30 protein-coding genes are annotated in these 26,098 nt (G+C 60.6%); 6 read left to right on the top strand and 24 right to left on the bottom strand.

What is annotated here, in order from left to right:
* The first annotated feature begins 166 nt into the window (after window positions 1–166).
* A complete protein-coding gene (locus tag DOM58_RS13505) occupies window positions 167–1,432 on the top strand; it encodes a tyrosine-type recombinase/integrase (protein WP_110693268.1) in 1,266 nt (421 codons plus the stop codon).
* Between the two features lie 65 nt (window positions 1,433–1,497).
* Here DOM58_RS13505 and DOM58_RS13510 read toward each other — a convergent pair whose 3' ends face one another.
* The 6 genes from DOM58_RS13510 to DOM58_RS17875 all read right to left on the bottom strand — a co-directional run bounded on the left by DOM58_RS13510 (window position 1,498) and on the right by DOM58_RS17875 (window position 4,904).
* Entirely contained in the window at window positions 1,498–1,650 is a 153-nt protein-coding gene (locus tag DOM58_RS13510) for a metallothionein (protein WP_110693269.1), read from the bottom strand.
* 104 nt (window positions 1,651–1,754) lie between these two features.
* On the bottom strand, window positions 1,755–2,198 hold the full coding sequence (locus DOM58_RS13515) for a lysozyme inhibitor LprI family protein (RefSeq protein WP_223162187.1): 444 nt from the start codon (window positions 2,196–2,198) through the stop codon (window positions 1,755–1,757).
* A 51-nt stretch (window positions 2,199–2,249) separates the two neighbouring features.
* Entirely contained in the window at window positions 2,250–3,248 is a 999-nt protein-coding gene (locus DOM58_RS13520; RefSeq protein WP_157957547.1) for an endonuclease/exonuclease/phosphatase family protein, read from the bottom strand.
* 128 nt (window positions 3,249–3,376) lie between these two features.
* Entirely contained in the window at window positions 3,377–3,859 is a 483-nt protein-coding gene (locus DOM58_RS13525; protein ID WP_110693271.1) for a hypothetical protein, read from the bottom strand.
* A 2-nt stretch (window positions 3,860–3,861) separates the two neighbouring features.
* Window positions 3,862–4,569: a type II toxin-antitoxin system MqsA family antitoxin gene (locus tag DOM58_RS13530; RefSeq protein ID WP_110693272.1), complete on the bottom strand. Its 708-nt coding sequence runs from the start codon at window positions 4,567–4,569 to the stop codon at window positions 3,862–3,864.
* Window positions 4,570–4,589: 20 nt separating this feature from the next.
* Window positions 4,590–4,904: a type II toxin-antitoxin system MqsR family toxin gene (locus DOM58_RS17875; RefSeq protein ID WP_110693273.1), complete on the bottom strand. Its 315-nt coding sequence runs from the start codon at window positions 4,902–4,904 to the stop codon at window positions 4,590–4,592.
* A 379-nt stretch (window positions 4,905–5,283) separates the two neighbouring features.
* On the opposite strand from DOM58_RS17875, the gene DOM58_RS13540 reads away from it, so the two are divergent.
* The 4 genes from DOM58_RS13540 to DOM58_RS13555 all read left to right on the top strand — a co-directional run bounded on the left by DOM58_RS13540 (window position 5,284) and on the right by DOM58_RS13555 (window position 8,500).
* A complete protein-coding gene (locus tag DOM58_RS13540; protein WP_110693274.1) occupies window positions 5,284–6,327 on the top strand; it encodes an antA/AntB antirepressor family protein in 1,044 nt (347 codons plus the stop codon).
* A gap of 210 nt (window positions 6,328–6,537) precedes the next feature.
* Window positions 6,538–6,786 carry a DUF1654 domain-containing protein gene (locus DOM58_RS13545; protein WP_110693275.1) on the top strand — a complete coding sequence of 83 codons (249 nt, stop codon included), beginning with the start codon at window positions 6,538–6,540 and terminating at the stop codon, window positions 6,784–6,786.
* Window positions 6,783–7,229 carry a LexA family protein gene (locus DOM58_RS13550; RefSeq protein WP_110693276.1) on the top strand — a complete coding sequence of 149 codons (447 nt, stop codon included), beginning with the start codon at window positions 6,783–6,785 and terminating at the stop codon, window positions 7,227–7,229. The genes DOM58_RS13545 and DOM58_RS13550 overlap by 4 nt, the downstream gene beginning before the upstream one ends.
* Window positions 7,226–8,500, top strand: a complete 1,275-nt coding sequence (locus DOM58_RS13555; protein ID WP_110693277.1) for a Y-family DNA polymerase — start codon at window positions 7,226–7,228, stop codon at window positions 8,498–8,500. The genes DOM58_RS13550 and DOM58_RS13555 overlap by 4 nt, the downstream gene beginning before the upstream one ends.
* Before the next feature lie 145 nt (window positions 8,501–8,645).
* Here the strand turns inward: DOM58_RS13555 and DOM58_RS13560 are convergent, their stop codons facing one another.
* Window positions 8,646–9,314 (bottom strand): SOS response-associated peptidase, encoded by a 669-nt coding sequence (locus tag DOM58_RS13560; protein ID WP_342588594.1) that lies wholly within the window; start codon window positions 9,312–9,314, stop codon window positions 8,646–8,648.
* Window positions 9,315–9,822: 508 nt separating this feature from the next.
* Window positions 9,823–10,023 (bottom strand): SOS response-associated peptidase family protein, encoded by a 201-nt coding sequence (locus tag DOM58_RS17880; RefSeq protein ID WP_425353397.1) that lies wholly within the window; start codon window positions 10,021–10,023, stop codon window positions 9,823–9,825.
* 29 nt (window positions 10,024–10,052) lie between these two features.
* Here DOM58_RS17880 and DOM58_RS13570 point away from each other — a divergent pair, with 29 nt between their 5' ends.
* Window positions 10,053–10,640, top strand: a complete 588-nt coding sequence (locus DOM58_RS13570) for a hypothetical protein (RefSeq protein WP_110693279.1) — start codon at window positions 10,053–10,055, stop codon at window positions 10,638–10,640.
* Window positions 10,641–10,827: 187 nt separating this feature from the next.
* Here DOM58_RS13570 and DOM58_RS13575 read toward each other — a convergent pair whose 3' ends face one another.
* From DOM58_RS13575 to DOM58_RS13650, 16 genes are all read right to left on the bottom strand, one after another.
* Window positions 10,828–11,151, bottom strand: a complete 324-nt coding sequence (locus DOM58_RS13575; RefSeq protein WP_110693280.1) for a DUF4376 domain-containing protein — start codon at window positions 11,149–11,151, stop codon at window positions 10,828–10,830.
* Window positions 11,151–11,525, bottom strand: a complete 375-nt coding sequence (locus tag DOM58_RS13580; protein ID WP_110693281.1) for a hypothetical protein — start codon at window positions 11,523–11,525, stop codon at window positions 11,151–11,153. The genes DOM58_RS13575 and DOM58_RS13580 overlap by 1 nt, the downstream gene beginning before the upstream one ends.
* Complete coding sequence (locus DOM58_RS13585; RefSeq protein WP_110693282.1) at window positions 11,522–12,898, bottom strand: hypothetical protein; 1,377 nt, start codon at window positions 12,896–12,898, stop codon at window positions 11,522–11,524. The genes DOM58_RS13580 and DOM58_RS13585 overlap by 4 nt, the downstream gene beginning before the upstream one ends.
* On the bottom strand, window positions 12,898–13,773 hold the full coding sequence (locus DOM58_RS13590; protein ID WP_110693283.1) for a hypothetical protein: 876 nt from the start codon (window positions 13,771–13,773) through the stop codon (window positions 12,898–12,900). Before DOM58_RS13590 ends, DOM58_RS13585 begins: the two co-directional genes overlap by 1 nt.
* 1 nt (window position 13,774) lies before the next feature.
* Window positions 13,775–15,226 (bottom strand): hypothetical protein, encoded by a 1,452-nt coding sequence (locus tag DOM58_RS13595; protein ID WP_110693284.1) that lies wholly within the window; start codon window positions 15,224–15,226, stop codon window positions 13,775–13,777.
* A complete protein-coding gene (locus DOM58_RS13600; RefSeq protein WP_110693285.1) occupies window positions 15,223–21,141 on the bottom strand; it encodes an EF-hand domain-containing protein in 5,919 nt (1,972 codons plus the stop codon). The genes DOM58_RS13595 and DOM58_RS13600 overlap by 4 nt, the downstream gene beginning before the upstream one ends.
* A 61-nt stretch (window positions 21,142–21,202) precedes the next feature.
* On the bottom strand, window positions 21,203–21,493 hold the full coding sequence (locus DOM58_RS13605; RefSeq protein WP_110693286.1) for a hypothetical protein: 291 nt from the start codon (window positions 21,491–21,493) through the stop codon (window positions 21,203–21,205).
* 70 nt (window positions 21,494–21,563) lie between these two features.
* Window positions 21,564–21,830: a DUF1799 domain-containing protein gene (locus DOM58_RS13610; protein WP_110693287.1), complete on the bottom strand. Its 267-nt coding sequence runs from the start codon at window positions 21,828–21,830 to the stop codon at window positions 21,564–21,566.
* A 62-nt stretch (window positions 21,831–21,892) separates the two neighbouring features.
* Window positions 21,893–22,249, bottom strand: a complete 357-nt coding sequence (locus tag DOM58_RS13615) for a hypothetical protein (RefSeq protein WP_110693288.1) — start codon at window positions 22,247–22,249, stop codon at window positions 21,893–21,895.
* Window positions 22,250–22,341: 92 nt separating this feature from the next.
* Window positions 22,342–23,283 (bottom strand): phage tail tube protein, encoded by a 942-nt coding sequence (locus tag DOM58_RS13620; protein WP_110693289.1) that lies wholly within the window; start codon window positions 23,281–23,283, stop codon window positions 22,342–22,344.
* A complete protein-coding gene (locus DOM58_RS13625) occupies window positions 23,270–23,452 on the bottom strand; it encodes a hypothetical protein (protein WP_110693290.1) in 183 nt (60 codons plus the stop codon). The genes DOM58_RS13620 and DOM58_RS13625 overlap by 14 nt, the downstream gene beginning before the upstream one ends.
* Window positions 23,453–23,467: 15 nt before the next feature.
* Window positions 23,468–24,187 (bottom strand): hypothetical protein, encoded by a 720-nt coding sequence (locus DOM58_RS13630; protein ID WP_110693291.1) that lies wholly within the window; start codon window positions 24,185–24,187, stop codon window positions 23,468–23,470.
* Window positions 24,188–24,189: 2 nt separating this feature from the next.
* Complete coding sequence (locus DOM58_RS13635) at window positions 24,190–24,732, bottom strand: HK97 gp10 family phage protein (protein WP_110693292.1); 543 nt, start codon at window positions 24,730–24,732, stop codon at window positions 24,190–24,192.
* Window positions 24,719–25,054 carry a phage head closure protein gene (locus tag DOM58_RS13640; RefSeq protein WP_110693293.1) on the bottom strand — a complete coding sequence of 112 codons (336 nt, stop codon included), beginning with the start codon at window positions 25,052–25,054 and terminating at the stop codon, window positions 24,719–24,721. Before DOM58_RS13640 ends, DOM58_RS13635 begins: the two co-directional genes overlap by 14 nt.
* Before the next feature lie 3 nt (window positions 25,055–25,057).
* Window positions 25,058–25,600, bottom strand: a complete 543-nt coding sequence (locus tag DOM58_RS13645) for a head-tail connector protein (protein WP_110693294.1) — start codon at window positions 25,598–25,600, stop codon at window positions 25,058–25,060.
* A gap of 54 nt (window positions 25,601–25,654) precedes the next feature.
* Window positions 25,655–26,074: a hypothetical protein gene (locus tag DOM58_RS13650; RefSeq protein ID WP_110693295.1), complete on the bottom strand. Its 420-nt coding sequence runs from the start codon at window positions 26,072–26,074 to the stop codon at window positions 25,655–25,657.
* Between the last annotated feature and the right edge of the window lie 24 nt (window positions 26,075–26,098).

The raw sequence follows: 26,098 nt of genomic DNA on the forward strand, positions 1-26,098 counted from the left end.
GCTTTTCTGATCTCTCCTGAAGTAACTCAGACCCCCAAAAAGCCTGCATTCCCGTGGCTTTCTTTCACCTGATCTAACCTCCGAACCTGTTTCACAAGTTCTCGCGGTGTACACCAGCATGTACACTGAAAGTTCTGGTGTACACGGGATGCGTTGGGGAGCGCTTATGAAACGATCGCAGATCAAGCGGCGGCCGCTGGCCGATACCGTTCTGGCTTCGCTCGAGCCTGAAAGCTCGGACTATCGCGAGCTGGATGGTAACGGGCTATATCTGCAGGTGCGCAAGAACGGCTCCAAGTCCTGGAATCTCCGCTACAAACGACCCACCGGGAAGTGGGCATGGATGGGGCTCGGCTCTTTCCCGCGTGTCTCGGGCAAAGCTGCCCGGAAAGAAGCCCAGCGACTCAATGCCATGGCGGCGGACGGTGTGGACCTTCGGGTGTACAAGGAGAGTGTACAAGAGCAGCACCTTTTCGAGACGGCTGCCGAGGACTGGTACCAAACCAAACTGGCCGCCGGACGATCGCCAGGCACAACAGATCAGATGCGCCGCTATCTGGACAGCGATATTTTCCCCGCGATCGGAAAGAAGACGCTGTCCTCGATCACTCGTGCTGACTGCGCGAAGATCCAGGAAAAGCTCGAGACCCGGGGCGCTCACAACATCGCGAAGAAAGTGCGTTCTTGGATCAATCAGATTTTTTCGCGCGCGATCGGGCAAGGTAAGTGCGAGCTAAACCCTGCCTCCGAGCTGCGCCATATCGCTGCCGAAGCGCCCAAGACGAAGCCCTACCCTCACCTGCTTGAGCCTGAGCTACCGGCTTTCCTGCAGGCATTCCGGCATTCCAGTAGTCGTATTATCTCGCGCACCGCTGCGTGGCTGGTCCTTCGCACGGCCTCACGGCCGGGAATGGTTCGTCTGTCCAAATGGTCGGAATTCGATCTCGACGAAGCGCTATGGTCGATCCCCGCCGCCAAGATGAAGATGCGCCGAGACCACCTTGTCCCGCTCTCTCGACAGAGCGTGGACGATCTCCGCAGCCTGTATGAGATTACGGGCCGCGGCGAGTGGGTATTCCCAGGCAATGGTCCCAAGAACCCGACGCTGAGCGAGAACACCATCAACAAGGTGATAGCCATGGTCGGTTATAAGGGCAAGCTGGTCGGTCACGGCTCGCGGCATACGGCTTCGACGCTGCTCCGTGAGCATGGTTGGCATCGGGATCTCGTCGAGGCCCAGCTAGCGCATCAGGAAGAAGGTGTCGCTGGCGTCTATAACCAAGCCGCCTACCTGGCGAAGCGACGCAAGATGATGCAGTGGTACAGCGATTACCTAGACGCGCTCGAGCATGGGATCACCAAGGAGCAGAAAGCACAGTTTGCGAGTCAGGTGATCGGTCTTTCCAGCGGCCACTCTAGCCCAGCAGGGTAGACTCGCCCCTCCTAGGGGGCAGTCTCCCTACATCCATCCCGGCGGCGTACGCCGGGATCATGGACTTACCCACAGTTGCAATTGTGGCCGCATCCCTTACTGCCATCGGCGTGACCGTCGGCGCAGGCTTGGCAACAATACCACTTCTCATTTGCCTCAGGTGATTGATCAGTGACTTTGCACTCGCATTTCGGGCATGCGCAGGTTTCTTGAGACATGAGTGATCTCCTCTGTTGACGATCTCAACATAGGCCTATCCTCCACTGTTATGTCATCACAATGAACGAGCCCATTTTCCGTCAGCATTGCCATACCCGACGATTCATTGTCGCGGTACCGGGCAACTCAGGTCGCCCTCCTCGCACTGCGAGTAGCTCTTCAGCGTCTCAGTACGTTGCTGGGTCAGCCTCTCCAGGCATCCGGCTTTGACCATTGAATTGGCACTGCCTCCAGAGGTCGGCCCACTCACGAATTCGCATTCAGCGTCCCGAAACCTGATCCAGGCCCGCTGGGCCGTCTTCATCCGATCCTTCGAGTCGCCATCGAGCCGGCCCATGATCTCGTCATAGGTGGTATTCAGCTCCTTGTCAGCGGCTTGATAGCCCTCGCCCGCGCAAGCGTTCATCTCCTGCTGTGTAGTTGCGTCGTCGCAGGACGGGGCCGCCTGGGCCCATCCGCTCAGGCTAGCCAGTGCCAGCCCTGAAACCACGAGAAAACTTCGCATCCTTTCACCTCGCTTCTGGTGTTGTGCTCTGTTGGTCGTCATGCCCCGCTCACCCTAGCCAACGCACGAGAGACTTGCTCGTAAACCATGGTCTCAGGTACCACACACCAGCCCGCTCGCCGCGATCTCATGTGCCCGTGATGTACCGATACCGCTGATGCGCGTCAGGTCATCGGCGGTCGCCCAGGGCCGCCCGTCGATGATGTCCTGCGCACGGGCCGGACCGACATTAGGCAGCCGGTCCAGATCGCTCGCCGAGGCGGTGTCTAGATCAATGCAGCTTGAGCCACTCGCCTGGCCACCCTCTACCGCCAGCTCATCCGCGCCGGCGAATCTCGCCTGCGCATTGCCAGTAGTCAGGTAGATGGGGGCGTGGTCTGAGACGATATCGCGGGCAGTGGCATGATCGATGTTGAGCATCTCGGGAAAGCGGACGATGCCGGTACCGGTCACGCTGAGTTCGGCGGGGTCATACCAGAAGTTGTCATAGAGACTGGCGTATTGGCCGTTGGTCTCGCTCAGGGTCGTGGCGCCATGCGTAATGGCTGGCTGGGCGCCGGTATCACGTAGCGGCCGCCAGGCCGGATCGCTCGGGGGCAGGTTAAAGTCGCCGGCGATGACGCGGGCGCTATCCGGGTAGACCTCGCGCATCCACTCCCAGATGCTGGCCAACTCACGGATCTCTGGCGTGCGATCGGCGCGGTTGTCGCCATAGACGATGTGCACCGCGGCCATCGCGATCTTGTCGCCGGTATCCTTGTCACGGAACTCCGCCAAGTACGGCTCCCGCGCGAACAGATCGCCGGGATCCAAATACACTACAGCGCCCTTGGTGTACTCGACGGCGCTGTCTCGCCACAGGTAGGCGTAACTCTCGCGGTACGAGCTGCGCCCCACCGTGTGGGAGGTCATCGAGCTCCACGCTTCACCCGTCTGTCGCTCCAGCTCACGCTCGAGCTGTGTCACGGCGCTGTCGTCCATCACTTCCTCAAGCGCCCAAAGGTCGGCGCCCTTCGCAACGTCAGCTACGGCGTCCAAGCGCTTGCCGTTGTTCCAGCCGAGGTGTTCGACATTCCAACTCGCCACTGTCATAGCCGAAACATGCTGGGCAATTTGGATCAGCGAAGCGAGGAATATAACTAACAAAGTGCTTTTAATTTTGACTCTAGAATCACGAAGAATATTACTCACCATAACTACCGCTCACGACTCTCGCGCAACTATTCCTCGTCTTCAGAATCAAGCCTCAACATTTTAACTGGAGGAGTTGGCAGCCTTAGCTTAACCATATGCTCATATACGAATTCGCGCCAGAAGGGATAAATCTGGAATGCAGCAGACCCCTTTCCAAAAGCAATTAGCTCTTCTTTATCATGATTAGGATCTTTTAGCAAATATTCAGCCCTAAATGTTGCTGCAAGTTCGAAGATAATATTCACACTATCATCTGATGATATTTGAGACTCAGAGTCTGGCTCTACTGCCCGCATACCATGCTCAACATCCACGCATAAAATCGTTACAGTGGCATCTCCCCGTTCAACTTCATGAACAGATACCTTGACGCCTTTTTTATTCTGCAACACCAATTGTTCGTGGTCGAAATCTCTTGTCTCCCACTCCCCATTTCGTAAAAAACAAAAATCTAAAAGATAGATATCCTGAACATGCAAACTATCTACAATTGACGCCTTCGTGTTCATTTTTAACGACTCCATTTCTGCTCGGAAACAGAAATCACTTTAGGACTTCCAAACACCCTAGAGCCCGGAAGATGATGAGCCCAAGCGTCATCTACCTTTGAATCTATATTTAGAGCATCAATTTGGGCAAAATAAATATCATGTAGATTACTACTCAAAGCATTGATTGGAAAAAGTTCAGTCTTGGAATATGAGGCGAGATAACTTGCTTTGACAGTCTCAACTAAAGACTTAGTGACTGTCCCCAACGAATATTCCATATCAGCTAGGTAAGCATCTCGAGCCCATTTGGAACTTACGGACTCCTTTTCCATCTCGCAGAGATAAACATAAACTTGGGGGAATCTATCTGCAACGCGCATCAACTTATCCATTGATTTACTCTGGATAACTTCACCACGCTCATACTTGGAAAAAGCGTTCACTCCTCCACCAAAAATCTTGGCAGCTTGACTTTGCGTTATCGAATATTTAACTCTAATATCACGTATCTCACTCCCCTTCAGAAGGGAGTCTGCCGCTCGTTTAGCATCAGCGAAGCAGGTGGAATTATGTTTGTGCAAACGCGAATCGGCAAACTCTTCACCACAGCACTGGCACTGAAAATATTGAACGCCGGGAACTGGAATAGTTTTACCGTTGTACTCAAGGTAATCAATAGCACTCTTAAGAGATACACTTCCACCGCACACTACACAAGAGCGTTCCATTTAACACCTCTCTAACAAAATCACTCTAACTTAAAAGAACCTAGCAGTGTAACCTCACCGTCGGATATCTTTAGCTTCATATACAATGGATCACACCTGGTTCTATCAAAGCTCGGAATGTAGGATGGTTTATAAACATCGAAAAAGATATTTCCACCATCACTCCAAACTTTATCAAAATCGCTGTTACTTAAACTACAAATACACCTAGTGACCTCCGCTTGGTTATAGCCTAAGTTCTCAGCGTTAACCAATGCTCGCCTGACGACTGTCATCCTGCCCTCGGCAGCTAGTTTTTGGACTTCCGCCAAGAGATAGTGTGGCACTCCGATCATATTTGATCAACCATAATGGTTACCTCTGACGTTGAAGCTCAGGCCGGGCTGATATTTTCTTTTATAATCATAACATTACACTTGTTCACAATTGTATTTTCTTACGTATTGGTGAAGGACGCAACCCCCATCTTGACCATCTGAGCCATCCTCCCCTAGCCGCTGCAAAATCAGCGGCCGGGTTTGGTCGCCCGAATCTAGGAGGCGCACGATAGCGCCGCACGGCGCTTTTTTTGTGCTCGTCAGTTATGGCGGGCCGTGCGCGGGAGCCTTCGGGCTGCCGGTGGAACTCCTAGCCGGTCGACCAACCCGTGTACGGTCCGCCTCCATTCATTTGGTCGTGACAGAGGCGGACTCCATTAAAATAGGAGTTCCCGCTATGGCTACGCAGGCCACTACCGCCCTACCGGTTTTCACTGGCAGCATCGATCAAGAAACAGCTCACCTCGTCGACGCCCGAACCCTTCACGCGTTCCTCGCTGTTGGGAAGGTTTTCGCCGCGTGGATCCAAGAGCGCATCAAACAGTATGGTTTCGAAGCGGACCGAGATTACGTGATTGCTTTCCAGAATCGGAAAGCAAACATTTCTGGCCGTGGTGGCCACAATCGACGCGAGTATCACCTCACCCTCGACATGGCCAAAGAGCTGTCGATGGTCGAGCGCAACGAGAAAGGCCGGCAGGCTAGGCGCTACTTCATCGAGTGCGAGAAGCAGCTGCACGCCAAGGATCCCGAGAATGCTCGGCGTATCGCCCAGGAGACGATCGGCACCGATGGCCTGCACATGCTCCGCGAGCTGATCGCGAAGAAAGTTCGCCCGTTGCCGAGCCCGGTTCGATCCGGCGCTCAGCGGCGGCTCTGGAGTCTGGTGCATACCCGCTTCAACGTACCCAAGGGCGAGCTGATCGCCGCCAACGATCTCGACGCCGCGGCCAACTTTGTGGCCAGCGTGGCGATCGAGGGCGAATACCTCGAGGCATCCAGCCGTCAGCGCGCCCTGCCCGGTACCGGAGCCCCCACCGGCAGCCGGGAAGCCGAGACGCTCTACTACTCACTGATCGCCTGGCAGCACCACGTCCAAGTACTGTCGCGAGACTTTGAGCAGATCATCCGCCCGATGATGAGCCGGTCCGCGCCGGAGCTCTGCGAGCGCTGGGCCAAGCGCTTCGATACCATCGATAACTGCGCGAGCGAGTGCATTGCCCTCGCCCGCCGACCACTCGGCCCCAGCGCCATTCCCGCCAGCCCGAGCGTGCCGACCAATCAGCGGCATATGCTGGCTAACCATGCCGCCGTACTCGAACGAGACTTTATCGAAGTCATTGGCCCCGCCATTCGTCCTCTGAACCCAAGGCTCTACGGTACCTGGCGTGAACGGATCGGCGTGCTCTCCCGGTATCTGCGGGACAGCGCCGAGCGCTGATCGCGGATACGAAAAAAGCGCCCCGGCTGGAGCGCTCATCAAAAATTTCCGATGTCGACTAACTCACTGTCACACCGTAAATTCGCAATTTTCTAATATAGACTTTTTCCTGCAACAATCACCGTTATAGCCAAATTTCGCTATTTGATCCGCCGCGCGTGTCTACCCGATACTGTACGCACATACAGTATTCTTAGGGAGCACGCTGTCATGTCCGCACAATTCAAAGCCGCCACGTCGTATCAGCAGTTGAGCCGTCGCATCCAGCAGCAGATCGCCCGGGCGCGCGATCGCGAGCAGTTCGCGGTCACCGTCTACCGCTTCGACGAGGATGCCCCCACCGCGTGGGAGCGCATGCTCAGTGAGTTCGAGGAACTGGACTACGTCTCGGTATCTCGCGTCGGCGTTGCCGAGGCGCTCATTACGTGGAACGCAGCGGAAACGGAGGCAGCGTCATGACGATCCCTGTTCAATACCTGGGCCAGTACGACCAGGGCGCGCAGCCAGTAATGATTCCGCTCGCCGCGGGTGAGGCTCGCGCCGGTTTCCCCTCTCCCGCAGATGACTACATCGAGGCAGAGCTAGATCTGATCGCACACATCGTGCAGCGCCCTAGCGCGACGTTCTATGTCCGCGCTGCCGGCGACTCGATGGAGCGCTACGGGATATTCAGCGGGGATATTCTCGTCGTCGATCGCTCACTTGAGCCAGCCGACGGTGACATCGTCGTGATCGCTGTCGACGGCGAGATCACTTGCAAGCGCCTCGGCAAAATCGGCCAGCGCCCCTATCTGCTCGCCGGCAACGAGAACTACAAGCCGATCCCGCTGGTCAACGCCGAGTGTCACGTCTGGGGCGTCGTCACTCATAACGTCCATTCGCATCGGGGTGGCCGGGGATGATCGGGCTCGTCGATTGCAACAATTTCTATGCGTCGTGCGAGCGTGTGTTCCGGCCTGATTGGGAGGGTCGGCCTGTTGCCGTACTCTCGAATAACGATGGCTGCGTGATCGCGCGGAGCAACGAAGCGAAAGAGCTGGTCGAGATGGGCGCACCGACGTTCAAGATCCCGCCGAATGTGCGCCGCGAGCTGATTCTGGTCTCGTCAAATTACACGCTGTACGGCGACATGAGCCGGCGAGTGACGGCTACGCTGAGGGATTTCACGCCGGACGTCGAGATCTACAGCATCGACGAGTCATTTCTCGGGTTCGACGGTTTCCCCCTCGATGGGCTGATCGATCACTGCATCGAGATGCGACGTGTCGTGCGGCGGAACACTGGAATACCCGTTAGCGTGGGGCTATCGACCAGCAGGACACTGGCGAAGTTGGCCAACAAGCGGGCCAAGAAAGGCGCGGGGCGCGACGGTGTCTGCCTGATGCAGCCCGACAACGACGAGACGCGCGCGGTCCTCGAGGATTTACCCGTCACTGATCTCTGGGGCGTGTCAGGACGACTGGGCCAGCGGCTATCACAGATGGGCATTGTCACCGCGTGGCAGTTGCGCGAAGCCGATCCCAAACGGATCCGGCAACGGTTCTCGGTCGTGCAGGAACGGCTCGTCTACGAGCTGCGCGGCATCGATTGCATCGATACCGACGACTACGGCGAGCCGAAAAAGAACATCATGACATCGCGCAGTTTCGGGCGATTGTCGAGCGACCCGCACGAGGTGCGCCAAGCGATACGCGCACACGCTGCCCGCGGTGCCGAGAAGCTGCGGAAGCAGGGGTCGGTCGCCAGGGCGATCCAGGTGCATCTGAAAACGAACAAGCACCGCGAAGACCTGGCGCAGTATCACCCCGCCCTGGTCGTCCAACTCCCCCACCCGACCAACGACACTCGCGTGATCGTCGGCGCCGCCCAGGCAGCGCTCAAACGCATGTGGCGCGATGGCTATCGCTACATGAAAGCCGGCGTGATGATGCTGGACCTCGTCGACCACGCGACTCAGCAGCACGACATTTTCGATTCACCGGAGAGCGACGCAGAGCGCGAGCGATCGGCGAAGGCATCGGCGGTGATGGACGAGCTGAACAAGCGTATGGGAAGCGGCACGCTGCGCCTAGGCGGCACAAAGGGCAAAGCGGACTGGAAGCTGAAAGCGGAGCTACTGACGAACCGGTACACCACACGGTGGGACGAGCTGCCGGTGGCCCACCTGAAATGAAAAAAGCCCCGGCCGCGCGGGCCAGGGCGAATACCTCTCGCAGGAAACAACGTCAGCGTTGATTCGCACTGATGTCATAGAGTGTATCGACTGCCCTCCAGCCCACTTGAGTGCGAGGACGCCGACGCGTTCTGTCAGTGATTGCCTACAGCGGATTGATCAGCTGAGCGGTACCATCATCCCCAGGCTTATTGACTGCAGTACTCACAGGCCAATGACGGATCAGGCCCGCGTCGATATGCCGAGTGACCCCACGGATGGCGTCGCGTTCCGTGAAATGCGGATCTAGCCACGGCTCGAGCGAATCGTTATCCAGCGCCAGCGGCATCCGATCGTGAACCTCTTTTGCACTCCCCCGCGCGGGCTCCGTGATGATCGCCACGCCCGGGGGTTTGTCTTCGCCACGCTCGGTCCAGATGCCAGCCAGGTAAAGCGTCTGCTCGTCGGTGCGGGTGATGAAATGCGGCTGCTTGCGACCATCGACGGATAGCCATTCGTACCATCCATCTGCGGGAATAAGACAACGGTGGCGCTTGAACGCGGGCGCGAAGTAGCGACTGGTGGCGACGGTCTCCGCTTTCGCGTTGATCGGCTGCGGGGCTGTAGCATCCGCCCACGCCGGCCGATATCCCCACCAGAGCTGCTCGATCGTGACTGGCTCGTCTTCGTCAGCTCGGCGCGCGACACTGATCAACGTGCCCGGCGGCACGTTGTATCGGGGGCCGCCGTCAGCGAGGAGGTCGGGCTGGGCCACGGCCTCAGTGAGCACTGAGAAGTCCATGCTGTAGAAAGCGTATCGTCCGCACATTGCCATATTGTAGATGATTTTAAAGAAAAGTTTGCCTCAAGAATTGGAGATGAGCTGTCGATAAACCCAGCATAATCGTTAACCGAGCAAAGTCATGACCGATATACCTAAGTGCCCTACCTGTGAAAATAATAGTCACGTCGTTCTTAAAAATACTGGCGAAATTGTAGGAACAGTGGCTGGCGCCGGTGTGGGCGTGGCTGCCACATACGGTGGAACTGCTTCTGGCGCGGCAGCCGGAGCTGCCATAGGGTCTATAGTTCCTGGCATCGGCACAGCCGTTGGAGCCGTTGCCGGTGGTGCGATAGGCTGGCTAACCGGCGCGGGTCTCGGCGCTACAGCTGGCAATGCAGTCGGTAAACAAATCGACCAATCGATTCGCGCTTATCGATGCAACAAGTGTTCGAAGGAGTTTTGAGAACCGCAGACCATCGGATTCAACTAGCGGCCGGTGCCTTTTGATCACAATTGGCTTGCAGGCATGGACTGCTTGTCGGGGCCGGCGTGGGTGGTGTCACTCCCACGCCAGCCGATATCCCCACCAGAGCTGCTCGATCGTCACCAGCGCCTCATCATCAGCGCGGCGCGCAACACTGACCAACGTACCCGGTGGTACGTTGTATCGGGGCCCGTCGTCAGCGAAGAGGTCGGGTTGGGCGACGGCCTCGGCGAGCGCTGAGAAGTCCATGCTATAGAAAGCGTATCGTCCGCACATTTAACAAAGAACAGGATTGATTTGAGAAAATGCCAGAAAACTATTTACTAAAGAAATTTATTACATCCTACTACTTCACAGCTGGGCTGCTAACCTTAGTAATCATAAAAATCTATGCATTCGCAAATAAGATATTTTCCGTAATTCTGAAAAACCATTCGCTACATAAGTTCGAAAACTCACTACTAAAGGAAAGAACATGGGATTTAATTTTGGGAATGTCGTCCGGCTTCGTTCTATACCTCGCGATCTTGGTGTTTAAGGACGGATCTATAATAGGCATCGGAGATGTAAAGGCATCGCTTTTAGCGTACTCGACATTAGCCACTCTCACGGTATGCACGAGAGCTTGGGATATTGAAGAAAATTTTCAGAAAAGGATTGACATACTCTTTTGCGGAGTTGCCGGAGCATATATAGCAACCACTACCTTGCTAGCTATTTATGAACGCTCAACGTATTTAATCATGGCCATGGTGCTCAGCATCACACTTACCTCATTCATACTTTATGTAATGAGCGGAAAACCAACCAACGCGGAGAATTACAGAATAACAATTCCTACTTTGTCGGCAGCATTTATAGTCGTACTAACGTTAATGCTGAAAGCATTGTAGTCAGTGCATACCGTGTTTTGACCAGCTTTATGTCACATAGCCACTTATATCCAGCTGAAAGATACGAATACCTCGCCTTGCGCGAAACGGGATGCCCTGGCCGGCTTGCTGGCATGGACTTCTTGTCGGGGCCGCCCCGGGTGCGGCAAACACCCGGGGCGGTCGCTCCTCTCTTTCCGATCGCCGGCTATTCCGCCTCGACCCACAGCTGCGCCTGAGCCTGGCCGGCCAGCGTCAGGGCTTCTTTTAGTTCAGCCTTGGTAGCCTGAATAACGGAGTTGTCGGCGAGCACCCAGCGGATGGTGTCACCGTCTTCCGCCATGGCCACGAAGCGGGCCATCCGGTTCTGGCTGGTTTCGTCGCCGTCGAAGACGTTACCGGATTCGGTCGTCACCTTGATCCGCGAGACCTTCGCGGCACGCTCGGCAACGAAGGCCGCGCGCTTGACGGCGAACGCCCGGGCCGCTAGTTCTTCGGCGGTCGGTGCGGGGGTATGCGTAAAGGTGCCCATTAGAGCGTTACCTCGCGTTCTTGTGTCAGTGTTTCCCAATCCGCCAGACGTACCTGATACTCCTCGAGCGGCTCGGGGACGAATTCTACGATCTCGCCGTCATCATCCATCACCGGCGTCTGCTGCCAGTCCCGCTCCGGCGCTGGGCCGTACCAGCCCAGCGCCCAGACCACTATCTCGTCACCGTTCTTCGTTGCCTTGAGCAGAGGGCAAACCGGCAGCACGTCGCTTGAGAACTCGTCGAACGTGCCATCGGGTGCGTCGGTGAAATCGAATGTGTCGACGGTCTCGCCGATCGTGACTGTCAACGCCGTGCCGGAGGCCGAGAAAGTAGCCGCGAGGTCACTGCGTTGGGGAGAGAGCTTCAGATTCATTTCCAGTATCCCACTGCTAGGAGGTTGGCGTACGCCGGTCCCAGATTCGAAAAATTGGCGTTCGTGATAAATCCGATGTTCGAACCGGTATTGGAATTGTCGGGTTCGTACGGCGTGCCCTGCCGATAGTTGGACGTAGGAGCCCCAATACCCGATGTTCCGGTATAAGTGGCTGTCACTACCCGCTGCCCCCCCACGAAAGAGTGCGGAAACGTCCAATCGGCACGAATTGTTGAACTGTTCAGATAGTTGAGTTCGCCCTTGGCTTTGAAACATACCAGTAGGCCGTCCGCGTACTTGGTGTACAGCCCATTACTGTTCTCGCCACGCTCAATCACGGCAGGCAAACCATCCCCTAGGGAGCCGACGATCGTACGCGCATCAACTACAGCTACAGGCCCACCCCATGAGCCATCTGTTCCTTGATGCTGGTGAAATAACCTCGAGGCTCCGTAGTCGAAATGTAGCCTTGAGGAACGACCAGCCCTCGGCACGTGTATAAAAGAGCCTCCGTAGCGAACGAATCCACCATTAGGATTGGTGGGCGTGAAAGAGTAGAAACCCCCTCTATCTGAACCAGAATTGATATCTCCTTGGACTTCCTGCGACAGCGTCGACCCAACCCCAAACGCACCAACCTCCATCACATTGCCGCTATCGGTGCCTACATCACGCTTCGCGGCCGTACCCACCTCATTCGGCAGGCCGGAGCCCTTCCGGTGCATGATGTCGTCAGCGTTCATCTGCGCTGCAGCTTGCTGCGCGTCGCTGGCACTGCCGGCGGCGGCCGTCTCACTGCCCTTTGCCTGCGTGGCACTCTGCCCCGCTTTGGTCTCGCTGCTCTTGGCGGCGCTGGCACTGCCGCTGGCATTGGTTTCGCTGGTCTTGGCTTTGGTGGCACTGCTCGCGGCGGCCATCTCGCTGCCCTTCGCCGCCGTCGCACTGTTGCCGGCATTGGTCTCACTGGTCTTCGCTGCCCCGGCGCTACCGCTGGCGTTGGTCTCGCTGGTCTTGGCTTTGGCGGCACTGCTCGCGGCGGCCGTCTCGCTGCCCTTCGCCGCCGCCGCACTGTCCCCGGCATTGGTCTCGCTGGTCTTCGCCGAATTGGCACTGCCGGCCGCCGCCTGCTGTTTCTCGCGCACGTCGTTCTGACGAGCGACGACGTCTTCGCGTAGCTGCTGGCACGTCTCCGCGAACTCCTCGGCAGCGGCGGCGCGGTTCTTCGCGTATGCCGCCATGGCCACCGACCCCGCTAGCGCCGGGACGAACCGCGTCTGGTAGCCGACATCGTCGAGCCCGGTATCCTGATCGGCATCGTCGGTGTAGGTCTTGCCGTCACCGCCGAACTCTACGGGGAATGTCACTTCGGCCATCAGAGAATCTCCTGAAGATTGAACGTGTGGGAATGGGTGTCGAGGTACGGATTGACGAGCGGGTCGAGCGACGTCTGGCGCGCCAGCATCGTCCGCGAGAAGTTCACCGGGCTACTGGCCGTGCTCTGCAGAAACAGGATCTCGCCCCGGATGTCTTCGGTACGCTGGAGCCGGTAGACGCTCAGGAACGCCTCCAACTCGTCGAGGTGCTCGAGCTGGAACGACACCGTGCGTTTCGGCGTGTAGTCGTCGAAGTACTCCGTGCGCGCGCGGTCCTTGGCCTCGGTCACTTGGGTGCCGGTGTTGTGCCCGTACTGCACGCCGTAGCTCATGTTGTATTCGGGCTGCCAGGCATCGCTGATAAACACCCGCCCCAGGGTGATCGCGCCGGTGACGTTGCGCGGGTCATAGAGTTCGATGCGCACCGCCTGGGCGACCACTGCATCGGGCGGGAACACAGTCAGCAGCGGCGTGTAGGTCTCCCGGGTCGACTCGTCCATCCGTCGATTCCAGAAGTTGGGGTTGCCCCATATCACGTCGTTGAGGCCGTAGACGATCGGCCAGACGTCGCGCTCGCCGCTGTCCCACAGCTCGTCGGTGGCGTCAGCGGTGCGGTACAGCCGCACGCGATATTTCGCCGTCGACGAGAGGTTATGCGCTGGCAGCGCCACCACGGCCACCGGGCGGCGGCGGTCTAGCTGCACCAGCATCTGGGTCGCTTCGCGCTCGAGGCCGTTGGTCTTGGCCACCACCGCGAACCGGCGGTCCTGCACGTTGGCCAGCGGCAGCGACGGTTTGAAATCGCCGCCACTGACGGTCGCCTGATCGATGTAGTTGGGCCAGCACAGCACCAGGCGTTTGGGATCTAGCGCCATGTCACCCCCACAGGTTGAGATCGATATCGCCCGACTGGGCATTGATGAGATAGCCGGTGACCAACATCACGCGGCCGTCGCCGTAGCCAAGGCGAGGCGTGACGACGGTTCGCAGCTCGCCGACGGTGATATCCGGAAGATCCTCGACCCGCGCCGAGACGGTCACGACATCGCGGCGCACGCCGAGAATCGCCGCCAGGTCATCGGCGACGGATTGGGCGCTGCTGAGCGACGCCAGCACGCTGTCGATCTGGAGTTCCCCGGCGAGCGGGTGCCGTTCGCGCGTCGCCGCGTTCTCGGCCACCGCCTGCCGGGTCTGCTTTGCCAGCCGCGCACGGCGGCCAGATGACACGCTGCCGGCGACGTTGGTCTGAGTCGTTTCGATCCGGTCGGCATTGAGCGTCACCCGCCCTACCGGCAGGCTGTTCGCCCCGGCGCCCGTCGCCGAGCGGCGGATATCGCGAATGGCGTACTGCTGCAGCATCGGTGCCTCACCCTCGGGTGCTGCCAACCGCCGGCAGCGCAACGTGCCGTCGGGCTCGAGGTTGAGATACCCACCCACCGAGACGGCGATCCGGTCGACCAGATCCAGCGTGTCGGTCTGGTCGGTAACGTAGAGCCGCACCGCGCCCAGCGTATTGAGATCAGCCACGTCGGCGGCGTTCACGTTCCAGTCGCGCTCGCTGGCGAGCGTCGAGAACACATCGCCGGCATTGGGCGCGCTGGTCGTGGCGTCCACCGTGATCGTGCCCACCGGAGACGCGCCCAGGCGCACGAACCCGCGATACGCACGCCACTCGCCAGCGGCGGGCGCGGTGCCCTGCAACGCCGAGGCCGAGGCGTAGTCGCTGCCCCGGGTCAGCTCGGCGCCGTTGTCATAGACGGCGGTGATCTCGCAGTCGTCTCGGGCTGAGAGCTGATAGATCAGCCGCGCGGTATTGACCGCCACCGGCGTGGCGTTGGCCACCTCGCCGAACACCAGCGGCTTGGCCTGGCCGGCGATGTCGTCGGCGGTGCCCTCCAGCCCATCGGGCAGCACGTTGTCGCCGGCATACGTCGGCTGCGGGTGCGGCGTCTGCAGCGGCTCGAGCGGACCGCGCAGCACCACCGACACAACAGCGGTCTCGAACGACAGCCGCGCCACGGTCCCGGCCAGCACGGTGACGCGATCGGAACCGGTACCGCGTCGAATCACCGCCGCGCGCCCGTCGACGGCATAGTCGGCGAGGTAGTCCAGCCCGCCGTCGGCATTGATCAGCGTCGTCTCGCCATAGCTCGAGCGGTCGCCGGCGATCAATGCGCCCGCAAAAAGCCCGGCTTTGAAATGGCCGGGCTGATCGATGCGGGGGTCGAAGGCGTTATCGTCGGAGTCGTCGTAACGCCCCAACGAATAGCGGAGCGTGACGGGATCGCCCCCGGGGTCGAGGGCGTCCATCTCCAATGTCCACGTCATGCGCGGGTTTTCTCCAGTCGAGATTCGGATTCCAGCCGTGCCAGCGAGCGGTTGCCCTGTTCGGTCGCTGCGATCTGCCGCCGCCCGGCTTCGGACGACACGCGCACCCCGGCCGCGCCGTGCTGCTCGAGGCGCTGCATCAGCTCGACGTTCTGTCGCATCAGCCGGTTGTTGTCGCGCAGCAGCTGCTCCATCGACCCAGCACCTGACGACGGCGATACCGACGGCGGGGCCATCACCAGCGGCTGCAACGTGGCCGGGCCGCTTTCGCCCAGCGCCTGCCAAAGCCGGTTCTGCTCCGCCGTCAGTACGCCCTCGCCTTCGTGCAGCTCGGCGATGTAGCCATCGAACGGCACGCGAGCGAGGCCCGTGGCGTGGCTGCCATTGATCCAGTCGCTCTCGTACATGCGTTTGAGGAAGTCGGCCGACCGCTGCGCCTGGGTATCGATCGAGATCGTCTCGCGCCACATTTTCGTGATGTGGCGGTTGTCACTCTCGCCCCATGAGCGGAACTGGCTACCCAGGCTGTCTTCCATGATGTCGAGCATGTCGGTCAGGCGCTGACGCTGGGTGATGCCTTCGCGCCAGTCTTTCTCGATGTGATTGTTCATCGAGCCGATCTGGCCCAGCGTCTTGCCGCCCAGCCCGGAGAGGTCGCTAGTGTTGTCACCCGTGCGATCGGTCGAATCCCGCAGCGCTTCCAGCCGCGAGATCTGGCCGTCGCCGTTGGTATCCAACGCCTGGAAGATCGCTCGCAGCTGATCGTCAGTGGCAATGCCGTTCAGCGCTTCGCGCATCTCGTCGAACGTCAGGAACCCGTCGACGTTGAGATCCAGCGAATCGAACAGCGGCCCCAGTGATGCTGCGATCGCACCGGGGAGACCGGACGTAGCCTGACGCTGCGCTTCGGCGAGCGTGATCACGCCGTCACCATTGCTGTCGATCGAGCGAATCACCGCCTCGATCTGGGCGTCGCTGGCCTTGCCGGCGAGCGCCTTGCGCACCTGGTCGGCCGTCAGCACGCGCCCCGCCAGATCGCCGAAGCGCTCGCGCAGCGTGCCGACGAGAGACGACGTCTGCTCGGCGGCGGACAGTTCGGTCGCAGTGACGATGCCATCGCCGTTGGCGTCGAGCTGAGAGACCACGGCGGCAATGTCTGACGCCGTGGCTTTGCCGTTCAGCTCGGCACGGATCTGATCGACCGTCAGCACCGTATCGCCCAGCTCGCCGAACCGATCGCGCAGCGCTTCGATCAGTGATTCCCGCGTCTTGCTCGTTTCGATCTCGGTCGCGGTGACGATGCCGTCGCCGTTGCGATCCAGCGACGAGAGGATCTCTGCCGCGCGAGACTCGGTGACGCCCAGCGCACTGCGGATATCGCTCTGCGTCAGCGCCCGCTGGCCGTTGAGCTGCATCTGCTCGACCAACTTCGACGACAGCGCAGACGTGGCGTCGAGGTTCGCAGAGATCTCCGCCTCGACCGCTGAGCGCACGCCGTCGCCATTGAGATCGATGGCGCCGATCAGGTCGGTGGTCTGACCCGCCAGCGCGCCCGAAAACTCGTCGGCAAGGAACTGCTCCGGCGTCAGCTGATCCGGCAGCGCCGCCAGCATCGTCTCGATGCGGTCGACGACGGATGCCGTCTCACCGCCTGAACCGGACCACCCCTGCTGGGCGTCGATGAATCGATCGGCGTACTGGGTGATCGAGTCCAGCGCGTTGCGATCACCCGATAGCGCCAGGTCGTACTGCTCGCGGAACGCTGACGACGCCGAGGCGAGCTGATCGCCCGGCGATGCCAGGCCACCGTCGGTGGCGTTGAGCTGATCGATATACGAACCGATGTCGCGGAACGCGCCCTCGAGATAATCCCGCGAACTCGACAGCGCATCGGCGTAGCGCTCCTGGGCTTCCGCCGCGGCATCCGCCGCTTCGGCAGCGGCCTCGGCGGCGGCCTCGGCGGCGGCGGTCTGGTCCTGCGCCGCCCACACCTGTTTCTGCAGCGAACGCAGGGATTCGTCGGTCGCCTCGAGCGCCTCCTTGCGCTGCAGCTTCTGGGCCGCTTCGTCGTCACCGCGCGCTTTGAGCAGCTCGATCTGGAGATCGGTGCGCTTGTCCGCCAGCTGTTGCTCGGCCCGGTTCAGCTCGTCGGTGCTGTCCGCTGCCGCTTCGGCTGCAGGCACGACATCCGCGAACGTACCGGCGACGCTCATCAGCGTGGTGTACGTGTCGCGCCCGGCGCTTGAGTTGAGGTTGAGCGACTCGAGCACGTCGCGGAACTGATCCCGCGTCGAGTCAGCCGACAGCCCGGTACCGGCCAGCACGTCGTTGAGCGATTCGATCTGGCGTTCGGTGCGCTCAGCATCCGTATAGAACGCGTCGTAGTACGCGCTCGCCTGAGTGCGGAACGCATCGATGCCGCCGGCGGCGGTGACGAGATCGTCGCCCGCGTCGACGGCGTTATTCGCCAGGTCGTTGAACCGGAGCCCCAGGCGGTCGGCGGTATCGTCGACGACGCTGAAATTCTCGATCGCGCTCATCAGCTGATCGATGGTCTGCTCGACGTTGCCGTTGGTCTCGCGCACCACGCGCAGGGCGTAGTCCTGCACGTTGCCCGACAGCCCGTCGATCAGATCGCCGAGTTTCAGCGCGTTGGCCAGCTCGGGGATTTTGGTCGACATGTTGTCGGCCGTGATCTCGCCGACGCTGTCGATGAGATCCACCACCGCATCGCTCGAGGCATCCTTGAGCGCATCAATGATGACCTTCGTTCGCGCTTCGGTGATCTCCGCAATGCTGTCGCCGCCATCCTCGCTCCACTTCTGGCCGTCGAGCGCGGAACGCACGGACGTTTTCTGGCTTGAGTTGCCGGCGTTGGCCAACAGGTTGTCGGCGTCCTTGATCTGGTCGAGCCAGTCGGCCAGCTCGTCGGGCTCCATCATCGTCTTGCTGGAAAGCCCGAACTGGCCGTACTGCGACTCGCGCTGTGACCACGATTCTCCGTCGACCGTCTTGCCGTAGAAATCATCGACGGCGCGGCTGTTGTCCTGCACCAGCCCGGCACCGACGACGCGGTCAGACCCGAACGCCGAGTCGACCATCCCGCCCAGCGCCGAGCCCGCGAACGCCCCGACAGGCCCACCGAAATACGTGCCGATCATGCCGCCGGCGGTGGCGCCCCAGTTCGAGTTGGCGTGCTTGCCGAACAGCGCCGAGCCTGCTTCGTTGCCGACGTAGCTGCCCGCTACCCCGGCACCTGCCGAGGCGAGGCCAGACATGCCGCTGAAATTGGACGCCGAGCCGCCGAGGAACCCGCTGCCGCCGCTGGTCGCGATATTCCCGTAGAGACCGCCGCCGGACGTGGCCACGTTGCTGTAAAGCCCACCGCCAGTGCTGGTCGCGACGTTGCCGTACAGCCCGCCACTGGCAGCGCTGCTACCGCCACCGAACAGCGAGCGGCCATAGTCGAGCGCGCTGCTGCCGACCGACTGCATGTCACCCAGGCCGAGATTGCCCAGAACCTGGTCGACGCCGCCGGAGAGCGTCTGGCCGCTTTGGCCGGGCATGCCCATCGCGGTCTGCATGTCGGACGTGAACCCGACGACGATCGGACGCAGCGTGGCTTGATACGCGAGTTCAGCCAGCAACCGCTTGAACCCGTCCTCGAGCTGCGAAGCGAAATCATCGAACCCATCGAAGGCACCCGCGAACGCATCGGAAAACGTCTCGTCGATGCGGTCGGCGGCCTCCTCCCAGGCGCGGGCCATCTCCTGCGCAGCAGGGTCGGAGTCGAGTGCGAGCTGGCGCATCTCGTCGCGGATGCCGGCGACGACACGCGCGTACTGCTCACCGTTGGCGGGGTCTTTTCGCCAAGCCTCGTTGACCGCTTTCAACGACCGTTCGAGCTGCTGCCCGCGCTGGTAGGCGGAATCGTACTGTTTGACGACCTCTTCGAGCTTGACGGAGTACGGGTCCGCCGCGGCGACGGCGTCGTTGTAGACTGTGGCGGCCTGGCCGACAGCGGCGTAATACTCAAGTTCGCTCTTGGTGCCCTCGTCGACCTGAACCTGCAGTTTGGCGAGCGTCGACTGGTACTCGGCCTGCGCTTTGCCTACCGGGGACAGCTGGCCGTATAGATCGGCGTAGGCCTGGGCGGAATCCTCCAGCGCTTTCTGATGCTCGCGCTGCGCCTTCTCGGCCTCGCGCTTGGCGGTGGTGTCCTCTTTGGTCGACTTGGTCAGCTGGGTGATCTGGCCGTCGATCTCACCGAGCATCCGACGGTACTGGTCGGCGTGCTCGGGATCGTCGGCCATGGCCTGCGAGATGGCTTCGCGATCGGCCCGGAGCTGCACGAGCTTGGTGTGCTGGTCGTCGTACGTCTTGATCAGCGACTTGAGGTTCTGTCCTTCGACGACGACGTCATCTGAATTTGAGGCGGCTGACAGCTCCTTTCGACGTTCGCGGATTTTCTCCAGCGCTTCATTGAGCTCTGCCATCCGCGCCCACTGACCGGCCATGAGCTGGTTCTGGCTGTCGATCTCTCCCGCGACACTATCGGAGACACCACCGTGGGATTTGTCGTAATACTTCTGGCGCGCCTCGAGCTCCTGCAGATCCAGCATGGCCTGCCGGGCTTCGGTGGATACCGACTGCAGTTCGAGTGATAGCGTCTCATAGCTGCTGTCGAGCGCCGCTTTGTCGCCATCCTTGATCGCCTGGGCTAGGTCTCGAAGAGACTTGTCAGCATCTTCGGCCAGCGGATCGACAAGGCCTAGCTCCTCTCGATAGCTGTAGATGGCGCCGGCAGCGAGAAGCGCCACACCTGCCGGACCTCCCAGCAACCCCATCGCAGCGGCCATACCCCGACTGGCAGCCGCTGTCGCGGCGATACGACCTTGGGTCACGAGCAGCGCTCGATTCAGGCCTACGCTGCCACCCTGAAGCGCCAGCATCGTAGCAGTGCCAACTGTGCCGAGCCCCCGAAAAAGGCCAGTGCTCGCCGTCAATACGGCCGAGGCTTTGCGGCCCAGCCAGATGGCGAACAGCACCTCCGCGACATCAATGGCAACACCGAACGCCGTCGAGATCCGATCGACGACGACCTCCATTCCGCCCATCTCGTCGATCCACTCACGAATATCTTCAACGCTTTCCGTGATCGCTGGAGCCAGGTCGATCAGCAGCGAGTTTGTCAGGCCCTGTACGGCCGAGCCCATCGTCTCGATGGCGCTTTGAGCATCGACGAACGAATCGATGTCGGCCTGGCTCATGGCGACATTGAGATCGTAGCCCTGCTGCATCAGCCGACGCAGTTCGGCGGCGTTGTTCTCGAGCAGCGGTAGGAGCCGCGAAGCATCATTGCCAAGCGATTCCAGCGCATTGACCTGTTGGCCACGACTACCCAGCTTGTCCAGTCCTTCCGCGATCGACAGAAGTTGCTCATCCGGAGACATGGCAACGAGCTTCTGCGCTGACAGCCCCAGATTGTTGATGACGTCGATCGCCTCGCCGCCACCATTGCTGGCAGCGTCGCCGATCTTGTCCGCGACATCCTTGAGGATGTCGCCCATCTTGTCCTGCTCGAGCCCGGCGAACTGAGCTGCATACTGCATCGCTTGAAGCTGACCAGTCTGCACACCGATCGACTTGGCGAGCCGGTCGGTTTGGGCGACGACCCGTAACTGGTTGGTACCCAACGCGGCCATGCCAGCAACGGAAAGCCCCATCGCGGCGGCGCCGGCTTTCAGAGAAGTGGACAGCGTTTCCCACGAAGCCCCCTGGTCCTTCGTGGTTTTCTTGTTACGTTCCTGGCGCGCATTGAGTTGACGCAGGTGATCGTCGGTCAGATCGATCGCTTTGACCGCCCCCGTGGCGTCGCCTGTCAGCAGCACCGCCGATTCATACTTGCGCGCCATACTTTTCTCCAGGCATAAAAAAACCCCGCCTTGGCGGGGTCAAATTTGATAGGCCGTTTATCTAGGGGGTCGTGGCCAGCTTGTGTATCTCGACGACACTCTCATGGATGCCGTGGAGAATCGTAAAGACACCGGCAACCAAGAACATGGCTAGCGCTTGTGACACAGCAGCCACGATCACCGGAATGTCATAATGTTGACCGGGCGCGGCGTAAGGTAGATCCACTTCATAGATACCGAATTTCGCAATCACGATAGCCGCCGCGGCGGCGGAGATCGCAAACAGGAACCACGATAGCCCCAGCCAGGCAAAGTATTTGCGTTCCACTACCTGATAGCCGCCGTCTGACATATCGCCTCCACGTTTCCGATTGTGATTTACCGCTAACAATAAGCCACGTAGAAACACTCGACACAACCAATCACCGCTTATTCATCACACTCAACGCCCCGGCTTCGATATGCCGGATCTGTTCGAACCGTGCGGGCTGATCTTCGATGCCACGCATGCGCATGACGGATTCCAACGCCGGGTAGTCGATGCCTTGGTGGTGGACGCCTCCCATCCCAGCGATCACCCGCCACTGGGTGGCACAGGCGCCGAAAAGCTCGAACGCTTCGCGGTGGTCCGGCCATAGCTCGGTATCGTTGGAGCGGGCGTAGCGGTTCTTGATGCGTACGCCGATCACTGCGGCTTTTTCCTTGAGGCTCCCCCGGTGCCCACCGCCGGCCCAGCTGGCACCGAGGTCGTTCAGTTTTTTGCGGCGTAGACCGCCCGTCCCTGCTGGGTCGCGAAGAAGCTCTGCACCAGGGCCCGGCGATAGTAGTTGATTTGCAGGATCTCGCGCAGGCCAGCTTCGTCGATTTCGGCCACGGTGCGCTGGTTCTTCTTCGGCGCGTCGCTCTCCTCGAGACCGCGCGGACCTTCGATGCCTTTGCAGTATTCGATGAGCACCTCGGTGATGTCGCGCTTGCTTTCGTCGAGCGCTTTCAGTTCGTCGGCATCCAGCAGCGTCCAGGTGACGTCGTATCCGAGTTGCCCTGCCTGGGGAACTTCGACGTTCATCTCGACGGTGGCGGTGGGTTGTTTGACGATAACGATGCCCATGTTGGGTCTCTCCAGAATTCGGGGCAGGAAGAAGCGCCGACGGCGAGGCCGCCGACGCTTGGCGCAATGGGGTTGCTGTTGAATGGCTGTGATCAGCGGAACGTCAGGGTGTACTCGTCGTCGCCATTCACAGGCAGGAAGCGAGCGTCCATCTGCCAATGGACGTAGCCGTCCTGGTCTTGATCGCTGATCGACGAGAGCTGAACCGCGGGTGCTTTGAACTCGAAGATGTTGCCGGGCTTGGTGCCGTGGACCAGCGCGATCGCGCCCTTCTTGACCTGCTGGTGCGATTCGACCTCAGCAAAGTAATCCTTCGTCGCAAGGTCCGGCGCTTCGATATTGACCTGACCCGTGCTCTGGCGATCAGTGATGTGCGCGCCTTCGCAGTTGATCAGGTTGCGCCAGGTCACGGTGTTGTTCTGCGTGAGAGATAGCGACTGGCCGCACCCCTCGTAGCCGTGCACGCTGAAGTCGCTGGTGTTCTGCTTGTTCACCGGGATCTCGGTGATCAGCTCTTCGTACTCGCCATCCAGCGTGAATGCCTCGGGGCGCTTATAGGCACCCGTCAGGGCGATCTCGATGGTGGGATCGCTGCCGGCGGTCAGGTTGAACGTCGCCGTTCCTCGAGCGCCGGTGATGCGCTGCACCTGGTTATCCGTGATCCAGTAGACGGTCGCCGACTCGAAGCCGCCGGAGACAGGCTGGTAGACGACCTTTCCGGCACCTTCGCCGTCATCGGCTGTAATAGTCTCGGAGTGCCCACTAGCTCGCAGCAGCGCGCCGCACTCGGGCACATCGCCCGGTGCACCGGCGCCCTTCAAGGGCAGCGTCAGCGTTACCTGAGCGTTGGGCCCTGTGTTGATCTGAGCGAAACCGCCGAGTGTCGGCCGCATGCGAGTTCGGTCGGTGGTGTTGCCGCCGTACCGGGTACCGCTGGCATTGGTAAGCGCCAGCATGTTATCGACGGTCAGGCCCGGGTCGACGCCGTACTCCGACTCGACCTTGACCAGCGCGAACGTCTTACGCGTCAGCATTGTGGTTCTCCTTCTTCGCGGGCGCGCTCGGCGCGGTGGGTTTGGCCTTGGCCGGTTTTTCCGCCTTGGCAGCGCTGGCTTTCGGCTTACGCTGAGCTGATTTGGTGCGGTGCTTCAACGTCGGCTCGCCGTCTTTCATGACGTAGCTGCCGCCTTGTCGTTCGGGCATGGTGTTCTCCGGAGGTCAGGTGGGTATGCGACGTTGCCACCGCATGAGTTCGCGCCAGTAGACGTGCCGTCCGGAGACGGCGACCTGCTGGCCGCCTATATCCTCGAGCGGGGTCATGGCGCCAGGTTGCTCCAGGCCGATCAGTGCGCTGACTGCATCAGAACGCAGCGACTCGATCTCCTGTTGATTCGCCACCAGCACGACCGCGACGAATTCAGTCACTGTCTGATGGCGGCACGTGGTGTGCGGTGGCGCTGCTTCACTCGATACGGTGTGAACGAACGCGGCCGGCAGCGAGGGCGTATCGGTCGAGAGCGTGGCGATCTGAATCTCGAAGTGCGCCTGATACTGCTGCTGGTCGTTTTCGTACTCCTGCGCAGCGTCGGTGATCTCGATGGACTCGACGCCAGCGAACGCCGAGACGGCTTGGTCGAGTTGCTGCGTCAGCTGCTGGATATCGGCGAAGCGCGCCGCGCGCAGGGTGACCATGTAGATGTCGACTCGGCCCAGAAGGTAGCCGTCGGCGTCGAGGAAGTTGCGCGCCATCGGTTGGTAGATGGCATTGGGTAGCGGCTCTTTCTCCGGGAGAGTGAGCGGGTAGGCCCGATCGGATACCAACGTATTGAGAAGCTCGGCCATGGTGACCGCGGTATCCGCCAGGCTGGGGTCGGCTTTGCTCGAGAGATTGGCGTCGATGCTCTCGCCGCTCAGACGATCGATGATCTCCTCGAGCATCGTTACACTCCCTTGCGTTTCAAATAGGCGGCCATGCCGTCATAGAAACGGCTTTCGAACTGCGTCTCGTTGCGGGCAAGCGCTGGCGCCATGAACGGTTCAGCGGCCTGCCCCGGGTGGTGATAGGTGTAGGCACGGATATGCGCGAGCCTGCGCTTGAGGTTGTGCGTTCCGCCGATGCGGCGGAACACTTTGCGCGTGCCCGGTTTGACGCCGTGCTCAACAAGGCTGCCGACGTAGGCCTGGCTGTAGCCGTTGACCTTTTTGATCGGCCCGATGCGCACCGCGACCGCGTTCTCGGCCAAACCGAGACGCCCGCGAGCATTCTTCGATAGCGATCGCTTGGCGATGGACTGCTTGAGCGCGCCGGCGTCTTCGCCGGTACCGACAGGCACGAGCTGCTGCATGGTCTCGACAATCGGCTTGCCGGCACTATTCAGCCCAGCGCGGATAGCCCGTTGCTGTAGCTCGGTCTCGAGCCCCGCGAGTCGCTCACGAATCTCAGAAGCGCCCTCCTCGCTGATCTCGAATTCAAAGCCGCTCATGACACATGAACTCCAGCTGGGTGTGATTCATGTTGGTGTCGATCGGCGGGCCGTCGATCTCGTAGACGCGGCCGCCGTAATCGATTCGCCACTCGTTGACGGCAACCGCGGCGAACTCCCGGCGGTACCGGATCCGGATGCGAGTGGTGATCTCGCTATTCACCTGCTGGGCGGCGAAGAACTCGCGCCCACGCAGTGGCTCAACCGAGGCCCAGACAGTAGCGATCTTTTCGAACTCAGTCGTCGCTTGCCCATACTTGTCCTTTGGGCCTTCGACTGGGCGCATCAGGGTGACGCGCTGCTTGAGTTTTCCTGCCTGCATCTCTCACCCCACGGCGTGTCGGCGGTAATCGAACAACATCATCTCGACGCCCATCGGCACTTCGGCGGTGATGGTGCCGATGACCACGCTCTCCCGGTTCTCGTACCAGTGGCCGATGAGCAGCAGGAGCGCGAGCTCGATATCCTCGGGCGTCTTCTCGTAGCCCACGGAGGCGCTGATCGTGACGCACTCGGGCTCGGCGATGGTGGCGGGCCACCGATCACCCCAGCGCGGGTAGAGCCGGTGCGGGTCGTCGCGGGTGTCGAGACGCAGTGCGGTTTCGTCCAACGGCTGGCTGTCACCGCTGGGCGTGATGAATTCGAGCGCGTCGATGCTTTGGACTGGGTACCACGGCAGCTCAATCGCTCGATCCACCGGAGGAAAGCCATCGATGACGAGTGTCTCGGATCGGGGCCGGATGGCGGTTTGCGTGTGTGCCTCGGCGTGCCTATAAGCCGCCTCGATAAACCGCTGCAGCAGCGCGTCCTCGGTGGTGTAGTCCAGGTCCATGCGGCGCTGCAGTTTCACATCGGCCAGGGTCAGCATCGGGCAATCTCGAATTCAGGAATGGGGCCGGCGGCGCGTGCCGCCGGCGATGGATCAGAGGCTCTCGGCAATGCCGCGCTTGACCAGTTCGGCCGCTGTCTTCGGGTCGAAGCCGGCGCGGTCGTTGGGCGCGTAGCGCTGCCACGGGTGCAGGAACTTCACGCGGGTCAGCTGATTGCTCTTGAGGTTGTGCAGCGCTGACTCGGGGCGCACCGCCTCGTTGGCCTTCTGCGCCTGGGACTGCGCGCCAGGAGCCGCCGGCGGCGGTGTCGAGTCGGGCTGAGGATGCGTCTTGGCCTGCCCGGCCTTCTGCACCTCGTTGAGATCCTGTTTCTCGTCGGTGACCTTGTCCGCGGTTGAGCCCGAAACGGCCGTGGCGGCGCTCTCGCCGTTCTGGGTCTGGGCGTTGTCCTGCGGGCTGGCAGTGGCCGCCGGCGTGGAGGTGCTGGACTGCGTGGAGTTGGAACGGGCCATGGTGGCCTCCCTGATTGACGGGGT

It is taken from the genome of Salinicola halophyticus, from assembly GCF_003206695.1.
Lineage (GTDB): Bacteria > Pseudomonadota > Gammaproteobacteria > Pseudomonadales > Halomonadaceae > Salinicola > Salinicola halophyticus.